This is a genomic window from Streptomyces reniochalinae (assembly GCF_003323735.1).
In the GTDB taxonomy this organism is placed as follows: Bacteria; Actinomycetota; Actinomycetes; order Streptomycetales; family Streptomycetaceae; genus Streptomyces; species Streptomyces reniochalinae.
The window spans coordinates 35102-59996 of the sequence record NZ_QOIM01000042.1 but is presented as its reverse complement, the minus strand read 5'-3'; the positions used below and the strand labels follow the sequence as shown (position 1 = coordinate 59996).

Sequence of the window (24895 nt, the reverse complement as noted above, 5' to 3'; positions counted from 1 at the left end):
TCCGACGATCGCGGCGAACAGGCCACGGCGGACAGGGCACGGCGCCACCACCCGCACCACGCGGCACCACCTTCAACAGCACCACAGCACGACGGAGAGGCAGGGCATCAGCAGTATGTGCGGAATCGTGGGATATATCGGTAAGCGTGACACCGCCCCGCTCCTGCTGGAGGGGCTCCAGCGACTGGAGTACCGCGGCTACGACTCCGCGGGCATCGCCATCCAGACCGGCGGCACCGCGGGCAAACCCGGCGCCCTCAAGACGGCCAAGACCAAGGGCCGCGTCCGCGACCTGGAAGAGCGCGTCCCCAAGCGGTTCTCCGGCACGGCCGGCATCGCGCACACCCGCTGGGCCACCCACGGCGCCCCCAACGACGTCAACGCCCACCCGCACCTGGACCCGGCCGAGAAGGTCGCCGTCGTCCACAACGGCATCATCGACAACGCCGCCGAGCTGCGGGCCAAGCTGAGCGCGGACGGTGTCGCCTTCGTCTCCGAGACCGACACGGAGGTGCTCGTCCACCTCATCGCCGCCGCGCGGGCGGAGAGCCTCGAGGGCCGGATCCAGGAGGCACTGCGCCACATCGAGGGCACCTACGGCATCGCCGTGCTGCACGCCGACTTCCCCGAGCGCATCGTCGTCGCCCGCAACGGCTCCCCCGTCGTGCTGGGCATCGGGGAGAACGAGATGTTCGTCGCCTCGGACGTCGCCGCGCTGGTCTCCCACACGCGCCAGGTCGTCACCCTGGACGACGGCGAGATGGCCACCATCAAGGCCGGCGACTACCGCACGTACACCACAGAGGGGTCGCGCACCTCCTCCTCGCCCGAGACGGTCGAGTACGCCGCCGAGTCCTACGACCTGGGCGGCCACGAGACCTACATGCACAAGGAGATCGCCGAGCAGGCGGACGCGGTGGACCGGGTGCTGGCCGGCCGTATCGACGACCGGTTCGCCACCGTCCACCTCGGCGGCCTCAACCTGGACCCGCGCGAGGCGCGCGCCGTGCGCCGGGTGAAGATCCTCGGCTGCGGCACCTCCTACCACGCGGGGTTGATCGGCGCACAGATGATCGAGGAGCTGGCCCGCATCCCCGCCGACGCCGAGCCGGCCAGCGAGTTCCGCTACCGCAACGCGGTGGTGGACCCTGACACCCTCTACATCGCCGTCTCGCAGTCCGGGGAGACCTACGACGCGCTCGCCGCCGTCCAGGAGCTCAAGCGCAAGGGCGCTCGCGTGCTGGGCGTCATCAACGTCGTCGGCTCGGCCATCGCGCGCGAGGCCGACGGCGGGGTGTACGTGCACGCGGGCCCCGAGGTCTGCGTCGTGTCCACCAAGTGCTTCACCAACACCGTGGTGGCCTTCGGGCTGCTCGCCCTGCACCTGGGCCGCACCCGCGATCTGTCGGTCAAGGACGGCAAGCGCATCATCGAGGGCCTGCGCAGGCTGCCGGCCCAGATCGCCGAGATCCTCAAGCAGGAGCCGGAGATCGAGAAGCTGGCCAAGAACTACGCGGACGCCCGCTCCATGCTCTTCATCGGCCGGGTGCGCGGCTACCCCGTCGCGCTGGAGGCATCCCTGAAGCTGAAGGAGGTCTCCTACATCCACGCCGAGGCCTACCCCGCCTCGGAGCTCAAGCACGGGCCTCTGGCCCTGATCGAGCCGGCGATGCCGACGGTGGCGATCGTGCCGGAGGACGACCTGCTGGAGAAGAACCGCGCGGCCATGGAGGAGATCAAGGCCCGCAGCGGCCGGATTCTGGCCGTGGCGCACCAGGAGCAGGAGAAGGCGGACCACACCATCGTGGTGCCGAAGAACGAGGACGAGCTGGACCCGATCCTGATGGGCATCCCGCTCCAGCTGCTGGCCTACCACACGGCGCTGGCCCTCGGCCGGGACATCGACAAGCCCCGCAACCTGGCCAAGTCCGTCACCGTCGAGTAGCGGATGGGCGGAATCCCGCGCGGGCCACCAACCGCGCGGGATTCCGCCTCCCCTGTGCCGGCGTCGCCCATTACGCCGGCAGGTGGGCCGCCGCGCGGGACCGTCACTCCCGGTCGGCGGCACGCCCTCGGTCCGGGGCGCCCACGTGCTGTCTGTATGCCCCTCACAAGCGCACAACGCACCTCTACGGGCGAGTAGATTTATCGATCCCCACGGAATCAACCGCCGGTGAACACACCGGAGTTGGAGGATCACACACCGGATCGCACGCCCGACCGCACACGGAGGCACAGGCCGCGGCACTCCCCGCGCGCTCGGCACCTCGGCTCCCCGGCCGGATCAGGGCACGACCACGACCGGGCGCTGGGCGCGGCGCGCGAGGCGGCCCGCCACCGAGCCGAACATCCGCCCCACCAGGCCGTGCGTGGAGCCGACCACGATGGCGTCGGCCGCGTACTCGCTGCCGACCTCCTCCAGTTCGTGGCAGATGTCGCCGCCGCGCTCCACCAGGATCCACGGCACCTCGGACAGGTGCTCGGCGCAGGCGAGTTCGAGCCCGAGGACCTCGGTGCGGTGGTCGGGGACGTCGACGAAGACGGGCGGCTCGCAGCCCGCCCACACCGTGGTCGGCAGCCGGTTGGCGACGTGCACGATGATGAGCCCCGAGACGGTACGCCGGGCCATGCCGATGGCGTAGGCGAGCGCCCGCTCGCTGGAGACCGAGCCGTCGAAACCGACGACGACGCCGTGCTGGAAGGCCGGATCGCAGGAGTGGCGTGGCTCGCCCGCCGCTTCGGGGACCGCCGTGGAGTCGGCGATCTGCCTGCGGTCCGCTGGGTCAGGGATCTCGTGTCCTGCCATGAGTTGTCTCGGCGAATGAGTCCTGTGTACAGAGGGACGACGGACGGCTTGCGCTTTCTCGTTCTGCTCGGGGCCTCACGGCCGGCTCGACGAAGGGGACGAAGACCGGGGAAGACCGGGAATCGTCTTCCCAATTCCCTTACCCAAAGGGTACGGCGGCACTCCCCCCTTGCACAGGCAAGAGAAGGCGGCCGCCGGGGCGGTTGACCCCGGAGCATGCCTGAGCGCGGCCCTCAGCGCAATGCCGCGTTACGCCCCTTACGCGCCTCCTTGACACGGGCGGGGCCCGCCGGGGCCCGCGGAGGCCACCGCACCGCACCGGGCGGGCCCCGCCCACCTTGCACCGGGCCCCCGCCACCTTGCACCGGGGACCCGCCCACCTTGCGCGGCGGTCCGGTCACCTTGCGCGGCGGCCCGGTCACGCCGGCGCGGCACCCCGGCACACCGGGTACGCGCACCCGCACCGCGACCGGCACCGCCAGGCCGGCCCCGGTCGGGCACCGGCCGAGTAGCGGTCGGCCACCGGCGGCCGCCGGTCGCCGCCGGCCCGGCAGCGGGTCGATGCGATGGCGCGAGACGATCGCTCGGGGCGCACACCGGCGCACACTGAGTAACCAGATGTCACGCGCCGTTCGGCCCTCCGCCGGACCGGGGATGACCAGGCGCAGCATGCGCCTCCCACGCCTCTGGCCACCCATGGCGTGCGCCCCGGGAGTGACTGGATCGTACGTGTGACCCCCCTCGTTTTTCGGCCAACTTGGGAGCACGCCTCATCCCTTCCCGTACCACTCCCCCGACCCCCTGTCACCAGGGACGAAAGGAGCGCCGCGCGGGTGTGCACCCTACGTTGACGGGGCAGAGAGGGCATGCGTACTTCCCTGCAACGCCTTTGAGTGAAACGCTTCGTGATCGAATGCTTCACGCCAAGTTGCCTTGTCGACATAGCGCCGGATGCCGAACTTGCACCGCCCACCTCGTCCGACGCAGTAGATTCGATCTTGGCTTTCGCTGCGGGGGAGAGCGGGGGAGATGTGTATGGACCGAGAGGAACACAACGATTGAGGGGGGCTTAGTTCCAATGAGCCAGGACTCCACGAACGGCCCAGTTGAGACCCGCAAGCTGGCCGCGCGCCGCCGGCGCGAGATCGTGGCGGTGTTGCTCTTCAGCGGTGGTCCCATCTTCGAGAGTTCCATCCCGCTCTCCGTCTTCGGAATCGACCGCCAGGACGCGGGAGTTCCGCGCTACCGGCTGCTGGTCTGCTCGGGCGAGGACGGACCGCTGCGCACCACCGGCGGGCTCCAGTTGAGCGCGCCGTTCGGCCTCGAGGCGATCTCCCGCGCCGGCACGGTCGTCGTGCCCGCCTGGCGCTCCATCACCCAGCCACCACCCCCGGCAGCCCTGGAGGCGCTGCGCCGCGCGCACGAGGAGGGGGCCCGGATCATCGGGCTGTGCACGGGCGCGTTCGTCCTCGCCGCCGCGGGCCTGCTCGACGGCCGCCCCGCCACCACGCACTGGATGTACGCGCCGACGCTGGCCAAGCGCTATCCGGCCGTCCACGTCGACCCGCGCGAACTGTTCGTGGACGACGGCGACATCCTCACCTCCGCCGGCACGGCGGCGGGCATAGACCTGTGCCTGCACGTGGTGCGCACCGACCACGGCGCCGAGGCGGCCGGGGCACTCGCGCGGCGGCTGGTCATCCCGCCCCGCCGCGGCAACGGCCAGGAGACCGGCGGCCACCCCCGCCACCTGGACCGCTCCTTACCAGAGGAGATCGGCGCCGACCCGCTGGCCGAGGTCGTCGCCTGGGCGCTGGAACACCTCCACGAGCAGTTCGACGTGGAGACCCTCGCCGCGCGCGCGTACATGAGCCGCCGCACCTTCGACCGACGCTTCCGGTCTCTTACTGGGAGCGCTCCACTGCAGTGGCTGATCACCCAGCGCGTGCTCCAGGCGCAGCGGCTGCTGGAGACGTCGGACTACTCGGTGGACGAGGTGGCGGGACGCTGCGGCTTCCGCTCCCCCGTCGCGCTGCGCGGCCACTTCCGCCGCCAGCTCGGCGCCTCCCCCGCCGCCTACCGGGCCGCCTACCGGGCACGGCAGGTGGACGGGGAGCAGGGCGACGACGCTCCCCTGCTCGGCGGGGACGGCACGGAGGGCGGAGCGCGCCTGCCGCACCAGCCGCAGCCGGGCCCCGGCGGCCACAGCCCCGGCGGTCAGAGCCCCGGCGGTCAGGGCGGCGGGTACGTGCCGGGATACGGGCCGGGCCCCGTCCACGCCGGCGCGGGGTACCCGGGCGGGCAGCCGGGTCACGCCGTACAGCCGGGACACCCGCCGGCCGGTCAGGGGCACGGGTACGGGAGCGCTCAGGAGCCGGGCGGCGAGCCGGGGGCCGCTGCCGGGCACGGACAGGCGGGTGCCCCCGCGAACGGCCCGGCCGCCGCACACGGCGGGCGTCAGGGGGTGCGCGAGTACCGGAGCGTACGGGAAGGCCGCTCAGAACAGGGCAAACCCGACTCGGACGCGTTCGCCCCGCGGGTCCCGGGCCAGCGTGGCCGCGGGGCGGGCTGAGCGGGACGGGTCACGTAGTGTGAAGCGCATGAACGATCGCATGGTGTGGATCGACTGCGAGATGACCGGCCTCTCGCTGTCCGATGACGCGCTCATCGAGGTGGCCGCGCTGGTGACCGACTCGGAGCTGAACGTACTCGGGGACGGCGTGGACATCGTGATCCGCCCGCCCGCCTCAGCCCTGGAGGCGATGCCGGAGGTGGTGCGCCAGATGCACACCACCTCCGGTCTGCTCGCCGAGCTGGACGGCGGTACGACGCTGGCCGACGCGGAGGCCCAGGTGCTGGCGTATCTGCGCGAGTGGGTTCCGGACGCCGGGAAGGCGCCGCTGTGCGGGAACACCGTCGGCACCGACCGCGGCTTCCTCGCCAGGGACATGCCGGCCCTGGAGAGCCACCTGCACTACCGCATCGTGGACGTCTCCTCGGTCAAGGAGCTGGCCCGCCGCTGGTATCCCCGGGCCTACTACAACAGCCCGGAGAAGAACGGCAACCACCGGGCGCTGGCCGACATCCGCGAGTCGATCGCCGAGCTGCGGTACTACCGCGAGGCCGTGTTCGTCCCGCACCCGGGGCCCGACTCGGAGACGGCGAAGAAGATCGCCGCCCAGCACGTGCTGCCCCCGGCGCACTGACGGTCCTGACGCCGCACCGACCGGCGGAGGGCCTGTCCCGGCCCCGCCCGGAAACCCGTGCGCGAGCACACGCCCGAACCCTGTACACTCGTAGCGGCCGGTCAGGGAAGGTCTTCTCCCCGCACCGGACGTGGTGGTCGTAGCTCAGTTGGTAGAGCACCTGGTTGTGGTCCAGGATGTCGCGGGTTCAAGTCCCGTCGATCACCCTCTTCGAGCGAGGCCCTCACCGGCAAGTCCGGTGGGGGCCTCGCTCGTTCGTGCCGTGCGACCGTTCACGGGTCCTACGGGTCCCACCCGGGTACGGAAAACACCGCGTTCCCGGACTCCCTGCCGGGAGACGGGAACGCGGTGCTGACGGGCGGGCAGAGCTTGAGTGTCTGCCGTTACGGGTCGCTCGGCTCAGTCGTTCTGCATCGGGCCGAAGACGAAGACGACCGAGTCGCTCATGATGTGGTCGTCGTCGGAGACGTGGATCTTCTTCCACTCCTTGCTGACCGACTCGTGCACCGAGTTGTGCTGGTGCCCCTTCGGCCAGGCGGCAGCGGAACCCGCGCCCGCACCGGCCAGGCCGAGAACGGCGAAGCCGACGGCGACGGAGCGCGCGAGCGTACGCATACGCATGGGAACCTCCAAGGGTTGGTTGGACGAAGCACCACGATGGCTGCCGAAGTGTCACTTTTTGGTACAACACGAAAACGTCGTCGCGGATTGAACCCGGACGGCGCAGCCCTCCATATTCGAACTAATATTCGGTACGTGAGTGAGTGGAGTGACAGGGCAGGGCCGTGGGCGCGGGCCCGGATGCCCGACGGACAGGAACTGGACGTCATCGTCACCGGCCGCTCCCGCACCCCCGACGGGCACTGGTGGTACGAGTGCGAGGCGATCCTGCCCAGCCGCTACCAGCACCCCGACGGACGCGTCGAGCCGGGCAGCGCGCCGACCGCCATCGTCGTCGCGGCCGAGAGCATCACCCCTCTCCCCGGCGAGAGCTACGCGGCGCTGCCGACGGCCGGCGCGGTGACCGGCCGCCAGTGGGTGGCGGTCCGCGTACGCGGTGTCGGCCAGGAGGGGCCGTGGTGGTGCGTGCACCGCCGCGACTGCTGGCAGGCCAGGGACGGGTGGCTCACCCGGCGGATCACCGCACGGGAGGCGGTGGAACTGCTGGCCGACGGCGAGGACGCGCGGGTGTGCGACGTCTGCCGCCCCGACCGCGCGCTGCGCGCGGCGCGCTGAAGGTCCGCGAGGCGGCGGAGCCCGCGGCGGCGCCTGCACCACACGGCCGAAGCATCCGCCCCGTCCGTGGCCGGGCGCGGTCCGCCGGGAGCCCGGTCACCGCCGGTCGTCGTACGAGCCGTACCTGTGAGGCAACGGCCTTCGGCCGGGACCGCGCACCGCGGAGGGGCCCGAGGAGGGGCCGGCCTGCCGTCAGGAGGAGGCGCGGGTGACCAGTTCGGTGGGCAGGACGCGGTGGCGGCGGTCGCCCTCCCCCGTGGTGTGCGCGACGGGGGCGCCAGGCGTTCCCCTGCCGAGGAGGTCCAGCAGGAGGCGGGCCATCTCCCGGCCCATGACGGGCAGGGGCTGCCGCACCGTGGTCAGCGGCGGATCCATGTGGCGGGAGACGACCGAGTCGTCGAAGCCCACGAGGGCGACGTCGTCCGGTACCGACCTGCCCGCTTCCCGCAGCGCGTGCCGGGCGCCCGCGGCCATCACGTCGGAGGCGCAGAAGACGGCGTCGAGCGCGGGGGCGCGCTCCAGCAGCAGGCGCATGGCGCGGCCACCGCCCTCCTCGGTGAAGTCCCCGCCCGCCACGAGGCGTTCGTCCAGCGGGCGGTGGGCCGCGCGCAGCGCCGCGCGGTAGCCCTCCGTACGGCAGCGCGCGGCGTGGACGCTGCCGGGTCCCGTGATGGTGGCGACGGTGCGGCGTCCCCGGTCGAGCAGATGTGCGACGGCGGCGCGAGCCCCGCCTGTGTTGTCGCAGTCGACGTAGGGCACCGGTTCGGCGGCGCGGCGCCTGCCGCCGAGCACGGTGGGGATACCGGCGCGGGTGAGCAGGTCGGGCAGCGTGTGGTCGGCGTGCACGGAGACGAGCAGCACCCCGTCGATCCGGTGCGCCATCGCGTACTGCGCGAAGCGGTCCCGCTCCTTCTGGGAGTCCAGCAGGGTGAGGAGCAGCTGCATGTCGGCGCGGGCGAGCTCCGTACCGACCGCGCGGACGATGTCGGAGAAGTACGGCTCGGTGAAGAACCTGGACCCGGCCTCGGGGACGACCAGCGCTATGGCGTCCGCGCTGCCCGCCGCCAGCGCGCGGGCCACCCGGTTGGGCACATACCCCAGTTCGGCGACGGCCTCCTCGACGAGGGCGCGGGTGCGGTCGCTGACGCGAGGCGAGCCGTTGACCACCCGGGAGACGGTGCCGCGTCCCACCCCCGCACGGCGTGCGACCTCCTCCAGAGTCGGCCGGGGCGGTGCGGGCCTGCCGGGTCGTCCGCCGCGCGCTGCTGCCATGGTCCCCTCCCCGCGCCGGCCCCGGACCTGGCGAGGCCGGGGCGAGGGAGCTCATTCAACTACAACGGCCGTCGAAGGGGCCCGCGCGTGCGCGGGCCCCTTCGACGGCGCGGCGGGGCGCGACGGGTGGGGGGTGGGGCCGTCGCGCCCCGCCGGGCGGGCCGGTGCGCCGGGTACGGGCCCTGGACGGGGGCCGTGACGCGGGTCCGGCCGGACAGGGGCTGCCGTGGGGTCAGCCCGCGAACGCCTCGGTGAAGTCGTAGGGCTGCTGCTCGATGCTGGAGCAGGTGGGGTCAGCCTGGTCCTTGGGGCCGCCGGGGCAGGGCTTGTCGCGGGTACCGGACCACATCGAGACCCAGCCCATGCCCTTCTCCTTCGCGAACGCGCTGACCTCCTTGGCGTCCTCGGGCTCGAACACCTCCACGTTGACGTCGTTGACGCCGATCATCGGGGTGATGGCCAGCGCCTTCCACGCCTCCGCCTCGCCCAGACCGAGCGCCTCGGCGACCTGCTTGTGCGTGGCCGTCGCCGCCTGGGTGGCGTACTCGCCCATGTCACCGTCGTAGGAGGGCCCGTAGTCCATGGCCATGATGTTGACGGCCGACACCCGCACCCCGTTGGCCTCGGCGTTCTTCAGCAGGGCCACGCCGGGCTCCGTCAGCCCCTCGGGCATCACCGGCAGGGTGTAGGAGACGTCCAGATCCTGGTGGCTCTCCTGGAGCGCGGCGACGGCCTTGGCGCGCCGCTCGTTGGCCTCGGTGTCGGGCAGCGCCGCGCCCTCGATGTCCAGGTCGATCTTCTTCAGATCGAAGGTGTCGACGACCTTGCCGTACGCCGCGGCGAGCGCGTCCGGCGAATCGCACGCCGTAGCGAGCTCGGAGCCGTTGGCGCCGCCGAAGGAGACGCGGACGTCGCCGCCCTTCGCCCGCAGATCGGCTATCTGCTGGGCGACGGGGTTGTCCTCCAGCTCCTGGGAGCCGCCCCACTGAGGGACGCACTGGCCGCCGCCGCTGGTGACGAAGGCCAGGTTGTACTCCTTGACGCCGGTCTTCTCCGCGCTCTCCAGCAGGTCGTAGGAGGGCTGGAGCGAGGTGTCGACGTACGGCGCGAAGGGCGTACCGGCCGCGTCGGGCGCGGCCGCTGCCTCCTCGCCCGCCGTCGCGTTGCCGGCGAGCAGGAAGCCGCCTGACGCGACGAGGGCGGCGGCAGCGGCGCCCGTGAGCAGAGTGGTCGTACGGCGGGTGCGGCGGCGGTGGCCGGCTGAGTGCGTCATCGCGTCGATGCCTCGCTGAGGTGGGGGACGGGAACGGCCAGCACGCTAGCCGCGGTGAAACGGACGAATGCCGTGTTGCGGACTTCGGCCGGTTTCCTTAGGGCGCGCTTAAGGAAACCGAAAGGGCCCCCTCAGGAGCGGCGGCCCGGAACAGGCCGCGGGCAGCGTTCCGCCGCCCGGACCGGAGCCGCGTTGCTCCGAACGCCACGGAACGCACCCCTCCGTGGGGTGACGCGCGGGCGACGGTCGGAAAGTCACAACGACGGCACCGCGCCCGCTGTGCGTGGATGGTGCCCAAGCGCAAGTTGTCTGTCTCCTGAAAGAAGAAACACCATGCTTCGTTCCGTGACCACGGCCGCTTTCGCCGCCGCCCTCGTCCTGGGCGGTGCCTCCGCCGCGGCCGCCGACGCCGGTGCCCAGGGTGGCGCCGCCAACTCCCCGGGTGTCCTCAGCGGGAACGTCGTCCAGGTTCCGGTCAACGTCGGTGCCAACGTCTGCGGCAACTCGATCGACGTCATCGGCCTGCTGAACCCCGCCGCGGGCAACGCCTGCGCCAACAAGTAAGCACCGCGCACCCGCACGCCGCCGGGTCCGGCCCGCCCCACGGGCCGGACCCGGCGGCGTTCCCACGCACGGGTCGCGTTCCCCGCACACCAGCATCCCCACCCACGGCGACGGCCCGCGCGGCAGCGCCCCCGCACGGGGGCACGCGTCCCCGCCAGACGGCGGTCCCCGGCGCCGCAACATCCCCGCGCGGCAGCGCACCCCCGCACAGGCGGACGCCTGAGGGAGGGAGCAGGCAGGCGTCGAACGCGGCACCTCCCAGGGGCGCGGCGCCCAGGCGCCGCGCAACCGCGCCGCGACGTCCCTCACGCACGGCGCGCGAGTCGAGCGCGCCGTGCGCCGCGGCGGAGCCGGTGGCTGACCCGGCGGGCCCCGTCGCCGGGCGCGGCACCGCGGAGTGCGAGCCACACCCGTACCTCCGTGCCGCCGAGCACCGAGCGGCCGAGCCGCACGTCGCCGCCGGTGGATTCGGCGACGCGGCGCACGATGTCCAGGCCGAGCCCCGTGGAGCCGGGGCCGCCGTGGCCGTGGCCACGGCGCAGCGCGGCGTCGGGGTCGGTGATGCCGCTGCCCGCGTCGGAGACCAGCAAGATGGCGGCCTCGCTCGCGGGGCCGCCGCTGTGCAGGTCGACGGCGAAGGCGGTGCCTTCGGGGGTGTGCCGGAAGACGTTGCCCAGCAGTGCGTCGACGGCCGCGGCCAGCTCGGCGCGGGCGACCGGCACCCGTACGGGACGCTCCACCCCGGCGACCCGCGCCTCACGGCTCTCGTCCTCGGCCAGCGCCGACCAGAAGGCCATCCGTTCGCGGACGACCTCGGCCGCGTCGCAGGTGGCGGAGGAGGCGGCGTGGGGCGCGAGTGCTTTCTGTTCGCGAGCGGTGGCGATGATGGTGTCGACCTCGCCTTCCAGCTGTGCGACGGCGGCCCGGGTCTGCTCGGCGGTGTCGCCCTCGCCGAGGGAGGCGGCGTTCAGGCGCAGGACGGTCAGCGGGGTGCGCAGCCGGTGGGAGAGGTCGGCGGCCAGTTCCCGCTCGTTGGCCAGGAGTTGGACGACGTGGTCGGCCATGGAGTTGAAGGCGGTGGCGGCGGAGCGCAGTTCGGTCGGCCCTTCTTCGGGCACCCGCACGTCCAGTTGCCCCTCGCCGAGGTCGTGCGCGGCGCCCGCGAGCCGTTCGGCGGGCCGCACCATGCGGGTGCCGAGCCGGTCGGCGACCGCGACCGAGCCGACGATCAGTGCGAGGCCGACGCCGGCGAGCACGATCCAGGAGGTGGCGACGCCGTGGGTGACCTCGTCGTCCGGTACGAAGACCTCGATGACGGCGACGCCGCCCGTCACGGCGGTGGGCCGCAGGAGCGTGTAGCCGCCGCCGACCTCGACGGTGGTGGCTCGGCCGAGGCGGCGTGCCGCCGCGAGCCGGGCGCGGGGTGCCCGGCTGTGGCCGACGCGTATGGGGCCGCTCCTGGCGCCGTTCTTCCCCGTCTCGGCGGGTACGTGGACGGCGACGCGCCCCTCGGCGCCGGCCTGGGTGATGGCGACGGCGCGCTGGAGCTGGCGGCGGTCGCGGGTGATGGCGAGGGCGGGGCCGATGGCGGAGGCCCGGCGTTCGGCGCCGGCGAAGGCCCGGTCCCTGGCGGTCTCCTTGACGACGAGGGCCAGTGGGACGGCGAAGGCCACCACCACCATCGCGGTCACGGCGAGGCAGACCTTCACCAGGGCCCATCTCACGTGGGCCCGCCCTCGCCAGGGGGCGGGGCAGCGGGCGCGGTGGCGGGGGGCTCCAGTTTGACGCCGACTCCGCGCAGGGTGTGCAGGTAGCGCGGCTTGGCGGCCGTCTCCCCCAACTTCCGCCGCAGCCATGACAAGTGGACGTCGATGGTCTGGTCGTCCCCGTAACTGAGCTGCCACACCTCGGCCAGCAGCTCCTTGCGCGCGACCACGACGCCGGGGCGGCGCGCCAGGAAGGCCAGCAGGTCGAACTCGCGGCGGGTCAGGTCGAGCAGCACGCCCTCCAGCTGTGCCATACGGCGCAGCGGGTCGATGGCGAGGCCGCCCACCCGGATCACGGCGTCCCCGGCACCGTCGCCGCCTGCGGTGGAGGTGCGGGTACGGCGCAGCACCGCCGCCATCCGGGCCGACAGGTGGGCGACGGAGAACGGTTTGACCAGGTAGTCGTCGGCGCCCGCGTTCAGCAGCCTGACGATCTCGGCCTCGTCGTCCCGCGCCGTGGCGATGATCACCGGCACGTCGGTGACGCCGCGCAGCATCTTCAGCGCCTCGGCGCCGTCGAGGTCCGGCAGCCCGAGGTCGAGGACGACCACGTCGAAACCGACCTGCGCCACCTCGCGCAGGGCCTCCAGCGCCGTGCCCACGCTGCGGACCGTGTGGGCCGCCTCGGTCAGGTGCCGGATGAGGGCGGAGCGCACGAACTGGTCGTCCTCGACCACGAGCACACTTGCCATGGGCGGAACCGTACGGCATCCGGGCGCCCCCTAAGGTGACGGGGATGCAGCGCACCGGACGACTCCGCAGACCGCGCGGGACGCACGCCCTCGCGTGGACGCTCGCCACCGGCGCCGCCACGACCCTCTCCTGGTTCGGCGTGCACACGGTGCTGGACGACACCTCCTACGAACCGCCGCGTGCGCTGCCCGTCTCGGACGCTCCCGAGGCGGGCGCTTCCGGCGCGGGCGCCGCGCCCCGTGCCTCCTCGACCCACCGCCCCAGGCCGCACACCCCCTCCGCTTCGCCCTCGCCCTCCGGGAAGCCGCACCGCGCACCGCGGCGGACCCCGTCCACGAAGCCCCGGCCGACCTCGGCGGGTCCCGAGCGGGGGCGGGGCGGCACCGGGCAGGTCGAGGGCGCGACCGTACGCGGCGGCAGGGCCGTCTTCGACATGGGGGCCGACTCCGCCACGCTGGTGTCGGCGACGCCCGATCCCGGCTGGGAGATGAAGGTGTGGCACAACCAGGGCTACATCAGGGTGACGTTCACCTCGGGCGCCACGTCCTCGTCGGTCTTCTGCCGCTGGGACGAGGCCCGTCCGCGCATCGAGACGTTCGACGGCTGACCGGCGGGCGCGCTCGGGGGCTCAGCCGAACGTGCCCTCTGGCGGTGGCGGGGACGCCTTCGCCGTGGCGTCGGTGACCGGCCGTGCCCCGCCGGTGAAGGCGTCCAGCGCACGGCCCGACTCCACCCGCCCCGGATGCGGGTCGCCCGCCGTGCGCCGGGTCAACTCGGCGACGGGAAGCGGGTCGTCGGCTGCCAGCAGCACGGTGTTGCCGAACCGGCGTCCGCGCAGCACCGCCGGGTCGGCCAGCACGCACTGCCGGCCGAAGGCGGTGGCGCAGGTCGCGATCTGGGCGCGCAGATGGGCCAGTGGCGCGCCGTCGGCGATGTTCGCCGCGTACCAGCCGCCGGGCCGCAGCACGCGCCGCACCTGGTGCAGGAACTCGGTGCTGGTGAGGTGGGCGGGGGTGCGGGCGCCGCTGAAGACGTCCGCGATGACGAGGTCGGCCCACCCCGGCGGCAGTTTGGCCAGCCCCTCGCGCGCGTCGCCGCCGCGTACCCGGATCCGCCACTCCTTCGCCAGGGGCAGGTGGGAGCGCACCAGTCGGGTCAGTGCCGGATCCACCTCGATCACCTGCTGGGTGGAGCGGGGGCGGGTGGCGGCGAGGTAGCGGGCCAGTGTGAGGGCGCCGCCGCCCAGGTGCAGCGCGTTCACGGGCCGTCCCGGCGGGGCGAGGAGGTCGACGACGTGGCCGAGTCTGCGCTGGTACTCGAAGCCGAGGTGGGTGGGGTCGTCGAGGTCGACGTGCGACTGGGGCGCGTCGTGCAGCAGCAGGGACCAGGCGCGGGGGCGGTCCGGGTCGGGCACCAGCGAGGCGGTGCCGCCGTCGACCTGGGCGACGACGGCGTCCCGCCCCCGTCGTCTCTCACCGCGTGCCATGCCCCCAGTATCCGCCACGGGCCGCGGCGGTCTCAGCCCCGCCCACGTGTCGGACGCGGTGGCATTCTGTGCCGCCGCATATCGGGCCGTGTGATTTCTGTGACGGAAAAAGATTCCCTCGCCGACGCGGAAAGGCGTGGATCCATGGCCAGGAGCGTCACCCACATGCATGATTCTCCAGACGTACCCACCGAAGCACCGAATCGTTTCTTCTGGCGCACGGAAAGGCGCATCGTCACGCCGCCGACCAGCACAAATATCATATTAGGAGCGGGGAATTATTGATTCCCCATTCTTCCGCGTCGATTCTTTTCCTGTCGCTCGAAAACCGAGTGAACGGCCGCACAGGCCGCGCGACACAAAGAAATGGAACACGCGAATGACGGTTCGTAATTCACTGGCTGTCCTGGGTACGAGCGCACTGCTGGCGCTCGGATTCGGCGGGGCCATGGCCCCCTCCGCGACGGCATCCGCGCCGGCCGCGCCGCAGACCGCGCAAGTGGCGGCGGACGCCCACTTCACGGCCAAGGACTCCCGCTCGGGCCGCACCACGAAGGGCGTCGCGCACAAGTCGGGCCGATACGGCGCCGCCGCCCCGTCGAAGGCCGCGTCGCTGCGCTGCTGGAACGCCGGCATCTCGGGGCGGTACTTCGCCATCTCCTGCTCGGGCAGTGCCTACCGCGTGTTCGTCGACTGCTCGAACCGGGTCAGGTACGTCACCCCGGTGCTCTCCGGATCCAAGCGCGTGACCATGGCCTGCCCCGGCGGCACCCGCGCGCTGCGGGGCGGAGCCTACGGCCGCTGACGCCCCGCACGCCCGGCTGAGGGCTCCGCGCGGTCCACCGGGACCGGCCACAAAGGCGACGGTGACAGGACGGCGCCCTCAGCACCCCGACCCGACCACCTGTGTCGACAGAGCACTCTTCGCACACCGCGCCGCGAGCCACGGTCAGACCCGGCTCGCGGCCTCGATCGTGCGGGCGGCCTCGCCCAGCGCCGCCCGCAGCTCCGCCGGCTCGGTCGCGTGCGCGTACGCCACGGAGGGCGGCACCAGCCATCCGGTGCCGGCCACGGGCGGTTCGCCGGCCGCGCTCGCCACGGCGCGGGCCTCGCGCACGTACGTCTGCGTACAGGCGCTGCCCGGCAGGTCCCAGCAGTCCGCCGTCCCGGGCGGGACGAGGAAACCGAGGGTGTCCCCGGAGCGGTCGTGCAGCACGGGTCCGACCCCGTCCCTGAGCCTGAGGATGTCCGCCGCCTCCAGCCCGTGCCGCGCGGGCACGGTCACCAGGTCGCAGGGTTCGGGTACCGGTCCGGCGCCAGTAGTGCGGCTGCCTTCGCCACTGTCCGACAACTCAGACCCCTCCTCGCGGTCGCTGTGCTTGGTCCAACGGCTTTTTTCGTCAACGGCTACGGCGGCGAACCAGCGCATTGGATGGCACTTCATGGCAGAAGCAGGGTGAGATATCCCGTTTGTAGCCAAACCCTCGGTGTCGGACCCGTCACAGCCGGTACGTTTCCGCCATGGCGTCGTCACCCTCAACGTCACCCCGACCGCAGCACACTCCCAACACCGCGTTCAGGGCACTGAGGGGGCACCTCTCCCCCGGAGAGTTCGCGGCGAACGTGCGCCGTTCGGCACGTGAGATCGGTGAACAGGTCTCGTGCGACGCGCGGTACATCGGCCGCGTCGAGTCGGGCGAGATCAGGTGCCCCAACTACGCCTACGAGCGGGTGTTCCTGCACATGTTCCCCGGCACTTCGCTGACGGACATGGGCTTCGCACCCCGGGAGTCCGTACGCGGTCGCGCGGCGCGCGCTCGCGGGGCGCACGCCGTGGAAGAAGCGCCCCGCCGGTCCACCGCGCGCTGCGCCGACCTCACCCACGGTCAACTCCCGCTGCACACCGACCATCCCGACAGCCCCGGTCTCATCGCATTCCCCAACTGTCCCGAGTACGACGAGGAGAGCGACGTGCTACGTCGCGCTTTCATGACGGGCGGATCCGCCGCCCTCGCCACCGCCTCCCTCGGCGGCGCCCCCCACGCCTGGTCCGCGGACCGCCCCACCTGCCCCGCGTACGCGGGGGACACCGAAGCGGGCGCCGTCGAAGAAGCCGTACGGCACATCCGGCTGCTGGACGACCGGCACGGCGGCGCCGGGCTCTACCACCGGGCCGCAGGCCCCCTGCGTACCGCCTACGAGCTGCTGGACGCGGGCACCCGCAGCCAGGCGGTCGCCGACCGGCTGCACGCGGGCGCGGGCGAACTCGCCCTCTCCGTCGGCTGGCTGGCCCACGACTCAGGACGCTACGCCGACGCCCGCTCCCACTACGCGGAGGCGCTGGCCACCGCACGCGTCGCCGCCGACCCTGCCCTGGAGGCGCACGCCTTCTGCAACACGGCCTTCCTCGCCCGGGACGCGGGCCGCCCCCGCGAGGCGGTACGCGCCGCGCAGGCGGGCCAGCAGGCCGCCAGGGGGCTGGGCTCCCCCCACCTGCTGTCGCTGCTCGCGCTGCGCGAGGCCGGCGGCTGGGCGGGCCTCGGCGACACGTCCGGCTGCCGGCAGGCGCTCGCCCGGGCCCAGCGGCTGTTCGCACGCGGCGTCCGCGACGACGATCCGGAGTGGATGAGCTTCTTCGGCGAGGCGGAGCTGGAGGGCCTGGAGGCGCAGTGCTGGTCGGCCCTGGGGGTGTGGGACCGGGCGGCGGACCACGCCCAACAGGCCGTACGCCTGCAGAAACCCCACTTCACCCGCAACCGCGCGCTGTTCACCGCGGAGCTGGCCGGCGACCTGGCGGCGCGCGGCGAGGTGGAAGAGGCGGCGGCCGCGGGAGCGCGGGCGCTGGAATTCCTCGGGCCCGTCCAGTCCACCAGGATCAGCGCGATGCTCCAGGCGGCGGCCGACCGGCTGCGCGCCTTCCGCGCCGAGCCGGCCGTCGCGGACTTCCTCAGCCGTCAGGCGGCGGCGACGGCCTGACCGGTGGCCGCCGACGGAGGCGGAGGCAGGGGCGGGGCCCAAGAGCGGGGACCTCGGGCTCCGCGGGCCCGGGATCAGTCGAGGTGGCCCGTGTCGTTCCAGCGTTCGACCGCGGGGTCGCCGTAGGCCCAGCCGAGGACCGACAGGGAGGCGGGGTCCAGCTTGAGACGGGCCGCGAAGGAGGGGTCGTAGCCCAGCCAGCGGGCGCCCAGGACGCGCAGGATGTGGCCGTGCGCGAAGACCAGCACGTCGCGGTCGGCCGAACGGGCCCAGTCCACCACCTCGTCGGCGCGCGCGCCCACCTCGGCCAGGGTCTCGCCGCCGGTGACGCCGTCCCGCCAGATGAACCAGTCCTCGCCCGCCCGCTCGCGGATCTGCTCGGGGGTCAGGCCCTCGTAGTCGCCGTAGTCCCACTCCATCAGCGCGTCCCAGCCGCGGGCGCCGTCGAAGCCGGCCAGCGTGCACGTCTCGGCGGCCCGGGTCAGCGGGCTGGTGCGCACCTCGACGCCCGGCAGCCCGTTCCAGGGAGCGCGGTGCAGCCGCTCGCCCAGCAGCTTGGCCATGCGGCGGCCCGCGTCCAGCAGCGGTATGTCCGTCCTGCCGGTGTGCTGCCCGGTCATCGACCACTCGGTCTGACCGTGCCGGACGAGGAGGATGCGCGCTGCCATGGGTACCTCTCGGACGTGACGTGCTGGATCGTCCGGCCGCCCGGAAAGCCGAAGCGGGGCCCGGGTGCCCGGAAGGCGGCTGGCCGGGTGTCCGGAAACCGCTCCCTCCATCTTCGCGCAGCGCCCCGCCAGGACGCCCGGCGGGGCGCTGCGCGAAGGGGACGAAGGAGTGGCGGGGCGGAGAAGGGGAGGAGGAGAACCGCCCGGTGCGCCGGGGAGGCGGCGGGGCTGTCCGTCAGGTGGTCGCGGGGCGCGTTGTCGGCGTCGGGTGCGAGACTTCACCGGGTACCGCACCCTCCCCCGAGGCCACAGCCGATGACACCCTCGCTACCGAAGCAGACCCCGCCGTCCGGCGCGCCCGAGCCGTCCGGCGCGTCCGGCACCTCCAGCGGGCCCGGTGCGTCCGGACCCGCCGCGCAGGGCGCGCCGCCGGCCCCGGCACCGGCGGGTGCCTCCCCGCGGCGGCTCGCCGAGCTGCGCGGCGGCCCCGACGTGCCGCACAAGCACCTCGACGCGCGGGCGCTGGCCGCACTCGCCGCGAATCCGGGCTGCCGCCGCCGGGCGCTGCTGGACGGCGCGGGTGTCGACAAGTCAGCGGTGGCGCAGGCGCTGGGCTCCCCCGCGCCGTTCGGCCAGTCGCAGTTCGCACTGGTGCGCGGCAACGCGTTCGAGGCGCGCGTGAAGGCGGACGGCGGTGAGGTGCTGCTCGCACTGCTGTGCGAACAGGTGGGCGAGGCCCGCCCGGAGCCCGCACAGGTCGTCGTGCCCGACCTGACCGCCGACGGTCCCGCGGGGCGCGTCGAGCGCACCCGGCTGGCGCTGGCCGAGGTGCCGGAAGGGCGCTGGGCGCTGCTCGACCACCCGTGGCTGTCCCTGCGGGTGGCGGGCTCGACCGCCTACCTGGAGCCGGACGCGCTGGCCGTCCACCCGGACGGCTCCCTCAGCATCATCGAGATCAAGTCGTTCCCGATCCTGGACGGCGCGGCCGACACGGTGAAGGCGGGCGCCGCCGCGCGCCAGTCGGCGGTGTACGCGCTGGCGCTGGAGAACCAGCCCCGGGCGGTGCGGGAGAGCGCCCTGCTGGTGTGTCCGAAGGACTTCTCCAATCTTCCCGCGGCCGGGCTGCTCCCGCTGCGCAAGCAGATCGCCGCGACCCGGCGCCAGCTGCGGCGGCTGACCCGGCTGGAGGAGATCGCCGCCGAGCTGCCCGACGGCCTCCACTTCGCGCCGACCCAGGAGCCCGAGGAGCTGGCCGCCGCGGTGGAGTCGGTGCCGGCCACGTACGCGCCGGAATGCCTCTCCACGTGCGAACTGGCGTTCCACTGCCGTCAGCGGGCGCGCGACGCGGGCTCCGTGGTCGCACTGGGCCGCTCGGTGCGGGGCGAGCTGGGCGGTCTGGCCACGGTGCCCGACGTCCTGGCCGCCGCCTCGGGCGACCCGGACAGCGCCGCCTCCCGGGACCCGGCCGCAGCCCTGCTGCGCAGGGCTGCGGCGCTGCGCGCCGAGGCGCTGGAGGACGCGGCAGCGCGCGGTAGGGCACGGGAGGCGTCGGAGACCGGCGCCGTGCGGGACGCGGAGGTGGGCTGATGTCGTTGCTCGACGCGCTGGCCCGCATGGAGGCCGTCGCCTGCGGGCGTGCACGGCCGGTGGCGACGGTCCGGCACCGGCACCTGGCCGAGCACCCGCTCGTCCTCGTCCCGCTGACGACGGCCGGTGAGAACGGTGCCCCGCTGGGGGTGATGCTGGGTACCGAGCCGTCGGCGCCGACGATCCTCACCGTTGCCCAGCCGCGCGACCGCGATCTGCGGTTCGCGTTCCTCGGCCGGCTGGCCGAGGCGGTGCTGCCGCACCTGGAGTCGTGCCAGGACGAGGTGGAGCTGGTCGAGCGCAAGGAGACCGACCCCGAGTCGGGCAAGCGGGTCACCGTCGAGACCGAGCTGTGCACCGACGCGCCGCAGCTGCTGGTGCCCACCGGGCCCGGTGTGGACTTCGTCAGGCTGCTGGGGCGCTCGACGCGGTTCCGGCGGACCGCCGAGGAGGACCCGGAGTCCGAGCACCCTGCGCCGCCCCGGCTGCCGCTGCTGGGCCGCTGGCTGAGCCACTACGGCGAGCGCGCCAGGGTGCCGGGCTCGTCGCTGCTGCTGTCCATGACGGGGCTGCTGACCCGGCACTGGGCGACGGGTCAGAGCCAGTTGGAGGACCAGCACCTGGGGGCGCTGCTGGCGTGGCTGGCGCCGCCGGAGGGGGCGACCGGGGCCGAGGCGGCGCTCCGCGCGGAGCTGGGCAGGGACGGGCGGGGCCGGCTGCTGGTGCCGCCGGCGGGGCCCGCCACCGACCCGGCGTTCGACAACGAGCTGCTGGCTCCGGCGCTCACCCGCTACGACCGCGGTGTGCCCGGCGCCGAGGAGGAGGTGCACGAGCTGGTGGCGACGCAGCTGCGTCCCACCTGGGAGGCGATGTGGGAGGGCGCCGGGATGCTGCGCACGCTGCCCGAGGCCGAGCATGTGCCCGACCGGTGGCGGCGCGACCGGCAGTCCTACACCCACCACAGGGACCGGCTGCGGGCCGCCGAGCCACCCCAGCCGCGCAAGGACGACGCGGTCACGGCGGCCCGCAAGCTGGCCATGCGCGAGCAGCGCCAGGCCGAGCTGGAGGCGCAGGAGGCGCTGGACGACCCGCTGGTGATGGCCGTACGGCGGCTGGCGGGCGAGGCGTTCTTCGCGGAGGTGCTGGAGGTGGAGATGGCCTACTCTCAGGGCAAGCGTCCCTCGCCCCGCCCCCTGGTGACGGTGCACACCCAGGACGCGCCCCTGCTGACCGACGGGGACAAGCTGCACCGCAGGCTCCCCGAGGGCGGGCAGCAGCGGGCCGAGCTGGTGGAGATGGCGGGGCCGGGCGAGTTGGTGCTGCGGCTGGTGAACGGGATGGGGCGGGCGAAGGAGCCCGCGCCTGGCACCGTGCCGCGGAAGGGCGATCTGGTGTGCTGGACGCTGTTCGAGCACGCGCCGCGCGGCGGGCCCGGGCTGCCGGAGCCCGAGGAGACGCCCTGGACCCACGGCGGCCCGCCCGGTGAGCGGAGCGCGGAGCGGCCCGACCCGGTGACCTCGGAGGACGTGCTGTGACGACGCTCGTGGAGCAGCCCGGGACCGCCGCGTCCCCGGCTCAGGCGGCCGCGGCGGCCACCGAGGCGATCCTGGCCGCGGCCGTGGACGGCGCGCACCGTGGCGTGGTGGTGAACTCGCCGCCCGGCGCGGGCAAGTCGACCCTCGTGGTGCGCGCGGCGCGTGAACTGGCCGCCGCCGGCCACCCGCTCATGGTCATCGCGCAGACGAACGCGCAGGTGGACGACCTGGTCGACCGGCTGGCGACGGCCGATGCCGAGCTGCCGGTGGGACGGCTGCACAGCAGCGAGCCGAAGCCGTACGACCCGGCGCTGGAGCGCCATCCGTCGGTGCGCGCCTCCGCGACCCCCGCCGACCTCGCCGGGCTCGACGTCGTCGTCTCCACGGCCGCCAAATGGGCGTGGGTGGGCGGCGAGGAGCGGTGGCGGCACGCGATCGTGGACGAGGCGTACCAGATGCGCTCCGACGCGCTGCTGGCCGTGGCCGGGCTCTTCGAGCGGGCGCTGTTCGTGGGGGACCCCGGGCAGCTGGACCCCTTCAGCCAGGTCGGTGCCGAGCAGTGGGCGGGCCAGGCGCACGACCCGTCGGCGAGTGCCGTGAGCACCCTGCTGGCGCACAATCCGCAGCTGCCCCGGTACCGGCTGCCGGTCTCCTGGCGGCTGCCGCACTCGGCGGCCGGGCTGGTCTCGGAGGCGTTCTACCCGTACACGCCGTTCCGCAGCGGCACGGGGCCGGGCGACCGCAGGCTCGTCTTCGGCGCGCCCGAACAAGGATCGCCCTGGGACGCGGTGCTGGACGAGGCGGCGGACGCGGGCTGGGGTCTCCTGGAGCTGCCCGCGGCGCGCACGCCGCGCACCGACCCGGAGGCCGTGGCTGCGGTGGCCCGCCTCGTGCACCGGATGCTGGAGCGGGAGGGGCGCACGCACGGTGAGCGGGACGGGGACGGCGGGGGCACGGCCTTGGGCCCCGAGCGGATCGCCGTGGGCACCGCACACCGCGACCAGGCGGCGGCGGTCCGCGCCGCCCTGGCCGAGTACGCGGAAGCCGGGAGCGACGGGCGCGCCGCCCGGGTCACCGTGGACACGGCCAACCGGCTGCAAGGCCGGGAGTTCGACGTCACGGTCGTCCTGCACCCGCTGTCCGGCCGGCCCGACGCGACCGAGTTCCACCTGGAGACGGGGCGGCTGTGTGTGCTGGCCTCCCGGCACCGGCACGCGTGCGTGGTGGTGTGCCGCGCGGGCGTCGCCGAGCTGCTGGACGACCATCCGGCGACCGAGCCGGTGCAGCTGGGCCCCGCCTCCTGGGCGCCGGACGGCTGGGAGGCCCACCAGGCGGTGCTCTCCCACCTGGCCGAGCACCGGGTCCCGCTCGCCTGATTCCCCCGGGCCCTGGAGTTCCGGTCCCTGGGCCTGGGGGGAGACGGGTCCGGGCGGCTTACCCGGGACCCGTGCGGGGGCGGGGGTGACGGGCGCACAATGGGGGGCGCCCCACGACCTTGGAGGTATGTACATGTCTGAGCCGCACTCGGCTCCGGACCCCTCGCGCTCCTCCGCCGGGGGGAGCGGCGGCGGCCCGCGGTACCGCCGCCCCGCGCCCCTGCTGTTCGAGCCGTCCGATGCGGCCCCAGACGACGAGCACTTCTTCGGACTGGAGTCGCTCACCGACCCCCAGGAGCTGCTGGACCGCTCGACGGAGCTGGTGCACGCGTTCCGGGCCGCCGCCGACCGCGCCCAGGAGTACCAGGCCTCGGCCGCGGCGCAGCTCGCCGATCCGCAGCGGTTCGACAAGCTGCCCGACGCCGCCATCGCGGACCGCGGCGGGTGGACGGAGGAGTACGCGCGCAAGATGATCGAGTTCGGCCAGGACCTGCTCAGGAACCGGGTGCCCGGCACGCAGCCGCCGCCGCAGGGCTGAGCCCTCGCCGCAAGGCTGAGCCTCCGGTCCGGGCCGGCGTACGCCGCCGGGCGCGACGGTGCAGGTGGGGGCGGTGCCCGCCGGAATTATCGATTTCCGGTTCACCGGATCGGGGTGTTAAGGTCTACGACGTCAGCAGGCGCCGCTAGCTCAGTTGGTTAGAGCAGCTGACTCTTAATCAGCGGGTCCGGGGTTCGAGTCCCTGGCGGCGCACAGACAGGTGAAGGCCCTCCGTGGAAGCGGGGGGCCTTCGTCGTGTCCGCGCAGGTCCCGGCGCCGGGGGCGGGCCGCCCTCAGCCGCGGATGACGCGGATCTCCCAGTCGCCGTCCGCCGTGCGCCCGGTCACCTCGACACGGACGGCCTCGCCGGGGTCCGACCAGCTCTCCCCCACCCCCAAGGTGGCGTCGGCGAGTTTGCTGTGCACGGAGGTGCGGCGGCAGGCGGAGGTGCCGGGGTGCCCGTCGACCACCTCGATCGGGCCGTGGGTGGAGGGGGTGTCGCTGCGGACCCGGTAGAGCAGCAGGCCCTGGGTGCAGATGCCGCCGTCGTTGCCGGCGCGTTCGCGGACCTCCATGGCCAGGGCACGGTTCTCGCCGGTGCGCAGGACGACGAGCCGGACGCCGTCGGGTCCGGCGGCGCGCCGGGAGGGTGCCGCCAGCGCCCGGAGGGTGTAGCGGGCCTGCGGGGGTGCTCCGCCGGTGACGGGGACGCATCTGACATTGGCTGGTTCCAGCCAGCCGAGCTTCCACTTGTGCCAGCCGAAGGGCTCGGGCGCCAGTCCGAACTGGCTGCCCATCAGGTCCCAGTCGCCGACCCGGGTGTCCCAGTCGGCCTTGCCGTCGGCGGGGCGTTGGTACAGGTCGGGCAGGTCGAAGAGGTGGCCGGTCTCGTGGGCGAGGACGTTGCGGTCGGGCGGGCTCTGTTCGAACACCGTGACGAGACGGTTCAGCGCGGTTCCGTCTGCGGTGATCGGCTCATCGAGATTGACCACTTTTGTCGCATCGGAGTCCACACCGGGGGCGTCCGGGTCGGCGATGAGGTAGACGACGTCGTAACGGCTCAGGTCGACGTGCGGGTCGACGGCCCGCACAGCGTCGTGCAGATAGGAAAGACGCAGGTCAGCGTCCCAGTCGCGCTGGATGCCGTAGGACGAGGCGGGCTTGGGCATCTCGATCCAGCGGTTCACCGGACGCGGTCGCAACCGGAACTTTCCGTAACTCGCCCGCGAGAAGAAGTCCGATGTGGCCGGGAAATGGTCGTTCACAAGCTCTCGAGGGGTGGCCATAGGGGTCGCATCGGGGAAAGAGAGAAAGAGAAGGGCGGCATCGAGCGTCCCTTCGGGGCGCGGATAGGAGGCGTTCCAGGTGTCCAAACCCAACGAGTGGTGCGCTTCGGTGCGCGGCAGAGCGCACGGCATGCCCGCCGCAACGGATCGCACGGGCCCGGCGAAGAGCCCCACCCCCATGAAGGCGGTCAGCGCCATGACGATCGCTCCCACCCGGTGCCGCATGCCGGGGCCCAGCCGTCCGGGCCCGTGTGCCGGACGGCCGCGGGCCGAGCTGTTAACACCCCCGGGTACCGACGCAGGCGCCACGTGGAGACCTCACCGGAAAAGGAACGGCGGACCCTCACCACCCTCCCGTCGTATGTCCGGCTCTGCACCGTTTCGGTAGTCCAGTCGAGTCAACCGCAGTATGACTACTCTTCGTAACGCCCGGTCATTAGCGGTCAGGGGACTGGCAGCACTGGCGCCGAAACGGTCAGCCTCGCGCGCACATCCCTCCCCGGCCGCTCCCGCGACCGGCAACGGCAGCGGAGACACTGGCTCCGCTCTTGCACCAACCTCTATGATCGGCACATTTCCAGCGCGGATCCTCCCCTGGGCGGCCTACGGGCAGCCGGCCGACCGATC

The 24895-nt window shown here is 73.5% G+C and carries 22 protein-coding genes and 2 tRNA genes; 14 read left to right on the top strand and 10 right to left on the bottom strand.

What is annotated here, in order from left to right; translation table 11 throughout:
• The first annotated feature begins 115 nt into the window (after positions 1-115).
• Positions 116-1945 carry a glutamine--fructose-6-phosphate transaminase (isomerizing) gene (glmS, locus tag DQ392_RS25680; protein WP_114018097.1) on the top strand — a complete coding sequence of 610 codons (1830 nt, stop codon included), beginning with the start codon at positions 116-118 and terminating at the stop codon, positions 1943-1945.
• Between the two features lie 339 nt (positions 1946-2284).
• Here glmS and DQ392_RS25675 read toward each other — a convergent pair whose 3' ends face one another.
• Positions 2285-2806 (bottom strand): universal stress protein, encoded by a 522-nt coding sequence (locus DQ392_RS25675; RefSeq protein ID WP_114018096.1) that lies wholly within the window; start codon positions 2804-2806, stop codon positions 2285-2287.
• 1078 nt (positions 2807-3884) lie between these two features.
• Here DQ392_RS25675 and DQ392_RS25670 point away from each other — a divergent pair.
• The 3 genes from DQ392_RS25670 (at position 3885) to DQ392_RS25660 (ending at position 6218) form a co-directional block, all read left to right on the top strand.
• Positions 3885-5378: a GlxA family transcriptional regulator gene (locus tag DQ392_RS25670; protein ID WP_114018095.1), complete on the top strand. Its 1494-nt coding sequence runs from the start codon at positions 3885-3887 to the stop codon at positions 5376-5378.
• A gap of 28 nt (positions 5379-5406) precedes the next feature.
• On the top strand, positions 5407-6012 hold the full coding sequence (gene orn, locus DQ392_RS25665; RefSeq protein WP_114018094.1) for an oligoribonuclease: 606 nt from the start codon (positions 5407-5409) through the stop codon (positions 6010-6012).
• Positions 6013-6145: 133 nt separating this feature from the next.
• Positions 6146-6218 (top strand) — tRNA-His (locus tag DQ392_RS25660).
• Positions 6219-6411: 193 nt separating this feature from the next.
• Here DQ392_RS25660 and DQ392_RS25655 read toward each other — a convergent pair.
• Positions 6412-6633: a hypothetical protein gene (locus DQ392_RS25655; RefSeq protein ID WP_114018093.1), complete on the bottom strand. Its 222-nt coding sequence runs from the start codon at positions 6631-6633 to the stop codon at positions 6412-6414.
• A gap of 135 nt (positions 6634-6768) precedes the next feature.
• Between DQ392_RS25655 and DQ392_RS25650 the strand changes: the two genes are divergently transcribed.
• On the top strand, positions 6769-7248 hold the full coding sequence (locus tag DQ392_RS25650; protein ID WP_147266568.1) for a DUF6233 domain-containing protein: 480 nt from the start codon (positions 6769-6771) through the stop codon (positions 7246-7248).
• A gap of 192 nt (positions 7249-7440) precedes the next feature.
• Here DQ392_RS25650 and DQ392_RS25645 read toward each other — a convergent pair whose 3' ends face one another.
• Positions 7441-8520, bottom strand: coding sequence for a LacI family DNA-binding transcriptional regulator (locus tag DQ392_RS25645; protein WP_114018091.1), 1080 nt, complete (start codon positions 8518-8520; stop codon positions 7441-7443).
• A 232-nt stretch (positions 8521-8752) separates the two neighbouring features.
• Complete coding sequence (locus DQ392_RS25640; protein WP_114018090.1) at positions 8753-9793, bottom strand: chitinase; 1041 nt, start codon at positions 9791-9793, stop codon at positions 8753-8755.
• Between the two features lie 333 nt (positions 9794-10126).
• Here DQ392_RS25640 and DQ392_RS25635 point away from each other — a divergent pair, with 333 nt between their 5' ends.
• Complete coding sequence (locus DQ392_RS25635) at positions 10127-10357, top strand: chaplin (protein WP_114018089.1); 231 nt, start codon at positions 10127-10129, stop codon at positions 10355-10357.
• Positions 10358-10662: 305 nt separating this feature from the next.
• Here the strand turns inward: DQ392_RS25635 and DQ392_RS25630 are convergent, their stop codons facing one another.
• Together DQ392_RS25630 and DQ392_RS25625 are read right to left on the bottom strand one after the other, a co-directional pair.
• Complete coding sequence (locus DQ392_RS25630) at positions 10663-12081, bottom strand: sensor histidine kinase (RefSeq protein ID WP_114018088.1); 1419 nt, start codon at positions 12079-12081, stop codon at positions 10663-10665.
• The gene (locus DQ392_RS25625) at positions 12078-12815 is read right to left on the bottom strand and encodes a response regulator transcription factor (protein WP_114018087.1); all 738 of its coding nucleotides are present in this window, start codon (positions 12813-12815) and stop codon (positions 12078-12080) included. Before DQ392_RS25625 ends, DQ392_RS25630 begins: the two co-directional genes overlap by 4 nt.
• Before the next feature lie 44 nt (positions 12816-12859).
• Between DQ392_RS25625 and DQ392_RS25620 the strand changes: the two genes are divergently transcribed.
• Positions 12860-13423: a hypothetical protein gene (locus tag DQ392_RS25620; RefSeq protein ID WP_114018086.1), complete on the top strand. Its 564-nt coding sequence runs from the start codon at positions 12860-12862 to the stop codon at positions 13421-13423.
• A gap of 21 nt (positions 13424-13444) precedes the next feature.
• Here DQ392_RS25620 and DQ392_RS25615 read toward each other — a convergent pair whose 3' ends face one another.
• The gene (locus DQ392_RS25615) at positions 13445-14302 is read right to left on the bottom strand and encodes a spermidine synthase (protein ID WP_114018085.1); all 858 of its coding nucleotides are present in this window, start codon (positions 14300-14302) and stop codon (positions 13445-13447) included.
• 379 nt (positions 14303-14681) lie between these two features.
• On the opposite strand from DQ392_RS25615, the gene DQ392_RS25610 reads away from it, so the two are divergent.
• Positions 14682-15107: a hypothetical protein gene (locus DQ392_RS25610; RefSeq protein WP_114018084.1), complete on the top strand. Its 426-nt coding sequence runs from the start codon at positions 14682-14684 to the stop codon at positions 15105-15107.
• Between the two features lie 144 nt (positions 15108-15251).
• On the opposite strand, the gene DQ392_RS25605 is transcribed toward DQ392_RS25610, so the two are convergent.
• Entirely contained in the window at positions 15252-15653 is a 402-nt protein-coding gene (locus DQ392_RS25605) for a hypothetical protein (protein ID WP_114018083.1), read from the bottom strand.
• Positions 15654-15823: 170 nt separating this feature from the next.
• On the opposite strand from DQ392_RS25605, the gene DQ392_RS25600 reads away from it, so the two are divergent.
• Positions 15824-17278, top strand: a complete 1455-nt coding sequence (locus tag DQ392_RS25600; protein WP_114018082.1) for an NsdA family TPR-like regulatory protein — start codon at positions 15824-15826, stop codon at positions 17276-17278.
• Between the two features lie 74 nt (positions 17279-17352).
• Here DQ392_RS25600 and DQ392_RS25595 read toward each other — a convergent pair whose 3' ends face one another.
• Positions 17353-17946, bottom strand: a complete 594-nt coding sequence (locus DQ392_RS25595; RefSeq protein WP_114018081.1) for a histidine phosphatase family protein — start codon at positions 17944-17946, stop codon at positions 17353-17355.
• 315 nt (positions 17947-18261) lie between these two features.
• On the opposite strand from DQ392_RS25595, the gene DQ392_RS25590 reads away from it, so the two are divergent.
• The 5 genes from DQ392_RS25590 to DQ392_RS25570 all read left to right on the top strand — a co-directional run bounded on the left by DQ392_RS25590 (position 18262) and on the right by DQ392_RS25570 (position 23195).
• Positions 18262-19533, top strand: coding sequence for a hypothetical protein (locus DQ392_RS25590; protein WP_114018080.1), 1272 nt, complete (start codon positions 18262-18264; stop codon positions 19531-19533).
• Entirely contained in the window at positions 19533-21068 is a 1536-nt protein-coding gene (locus DQ392_RS25585; RefSeq protein ID WP_114018079.1) for a hypothetical protein, read from the top strand. The genes DQ392_RS25590 and DQ392_RS25585 overlap by 1 nt, the downstream gene beginning before the upstream one ends.
• Complete coding sequence (locus DQ392_RS25580) at positions 21065-22444, top strand: AAA domain-containing protein (RefSeq protein ID WP_245981961.1); 1380 nt, start codon at positions 21065-21067, stop codon at positions 22442-22444. The genes DQ392_RS25585 and DQ392_RS25580 overlap by 4 nt, the downstream gene beginning before the upstream one ends.
• Before the next feature lie 133 nt (positions 22445-22577).
• A complete protein-coding gene (locus DQ392_RS25575) occupies positions 22578-22982 on the top strand; it encodes a hypothetical protein (RefSeq protein WP_114018078.1) in 405 nt (134 codons plus the stop codon).
• A 139-nt stretch (positions 22983-23121) separates the two neighbouring features.
• Positions 23122-23195: transfer RNA gene (locus DQ392_RS25570), tRNA-Lys, on the top strand.
• Between the two features lie 80 nt (positions 23196-23275).
• Here DQ392_RS25570 and DQ392_RS25565 read toward each other — a convergent pair.
• The gene (locus tag DQ392_RS25565) at positions 23276-24466 is read right to left on the bottom strand and encodes a M6 family metalloprotease domain-containing protein (RefSeq protein WP_425470607.1); all 1191 of its coding nucleotides are present in this window, start codon (positions 24464-24466) and stop codon (positions 23276-23278) included.
• Between the last annotated feature and the right edge of the window lie 429 nt (positions 24467-24895).

Bases quoted from the DNA above. Each gene is read 5' to 3' on its own strand.
- DQ392_RS25585 (WP_114018079.1), top strand. From the start codon at position 19,533: ATGTCGTTGCTCGACGCGCTGGCCCGCATGGAGGCCGTCGCCTGCGGG.
- DQ392_RS25655 (WP_114018093.1), bottom strand. From the start codon at position 6,633: ATGCGTATGCGTACGCTCGCGCGCTCCGTCGCCGTCGGCTTCGCCGTT.
- DQ392_RS25640 (WP_114018090.1), bottom strand. From the start codon at position 9,793: ATGACGCACTCAGCCGGCCACCGCCGCCGCACCCGCCGTACGACCACT.
- DQ392_RS25575 (WP_114018078.1), top strand. From the start codon at position 22,578: ATGTCTGAGCCGCACTCGGCTCCGGACCCCTCGCGCTCCTCCGCCGGG.
- DQ392_RS25625 (WP_114018087.1), bottom strand. From the start codon at position 12,815: ATGGCAAGTGTGCTCGTGGTCGAGGACGACCAGTTCGTGCGCTCCGCC.
- DQ392_RS25675 (WP_114018096.1), bottom strand. From the start codon at position 2,806: ATGGCAGGACACGAGATCCCTGACCCAGCGGACCGCAGGCAGATCGCC.
- DQ392_RS25615 (WP_114018085.1), bottom strand. From the start codon at position 14,302: ATGGCACGCGGTGAGAGACGACGGGGGCGGGACGCCGTCGTCGCCCAG.
- DQ392_RS25595 (WP_114018081.1), bottom strand. From the start codon at position 17,946: ATGGCAGCGCGCATCCTCCTCGTCCGGCACGGTCAGACCGAGTGGTCG.
- DQ392_RS25670 (WP_114018095.1), top strand. From the start codon at position 3,885: ATGAGCCAGGACTCCACGAACGGCCCAGTTGAGACCCGCAAGCTGGCC.
- DQ392_RS25635 (WP_114018089.1), top strand. From the start codon at position 10,127: ATGCTTCGTTCCGTGACCACGGCCGCTTTCGCCGCCGCCCTCGTCCTG.
- glmS (WP_114018097.1), top strand. From the start codon at position 116: ATGTGCGGAATCGTGGGATATATCGGTAAGCGTGACACCGCCCCGCTC.
- DQ392_RS25590 (WP_114018080.1), top strand. From the start codon at position 18,262: ATGACACCCTCGCTACCGAAGCAGACCCCGCCGTCCGGCGCGCCCGAG.
- DQ392_RS25610 (WP_114018084.1), top strand. From the start codon at position 14,682: ATGACGGTTCGTAATTCACTGGCTGTCCTGGGTACGAGCGCACTGCTG.
- DQ392_RS25645 (WP_114018091.1), bottom strand. From the start codon at position 8,520: ATGGCAGCAGCGCGCGGCGGACGACCCGGCAGGCCCGCACCGCCCCGG.
- orn (WP_114018094.1), top strand. From the start codon at position 5,407: ATGAACGATCGCATGGTGTGGATCGACTGCGAGATGACCGGCCTCTCG.
- DQ392_RS25620 (WP_114018086.1), top strand. From the start codon at position 12,860: ATGCAGCGCACCGGACGACTCCGCAGACCGCGCGGGACGCACGCCCTC.
- DQ392_RS25600 (WP_114018082.1), top strand. From the start codon at position 15,824: ATGGCGTCGTCACCCTCAACGTCACCCCGACCGCAGCACACTCCCAAC.
- DQ392_RS25565 (WP_425470607.1), bottom strand. From the start codon at position 24,466: ATGGCGCTGACCGCCTTCATGGGGGTGGGGCTCTTCGCCGGGCCCGTG.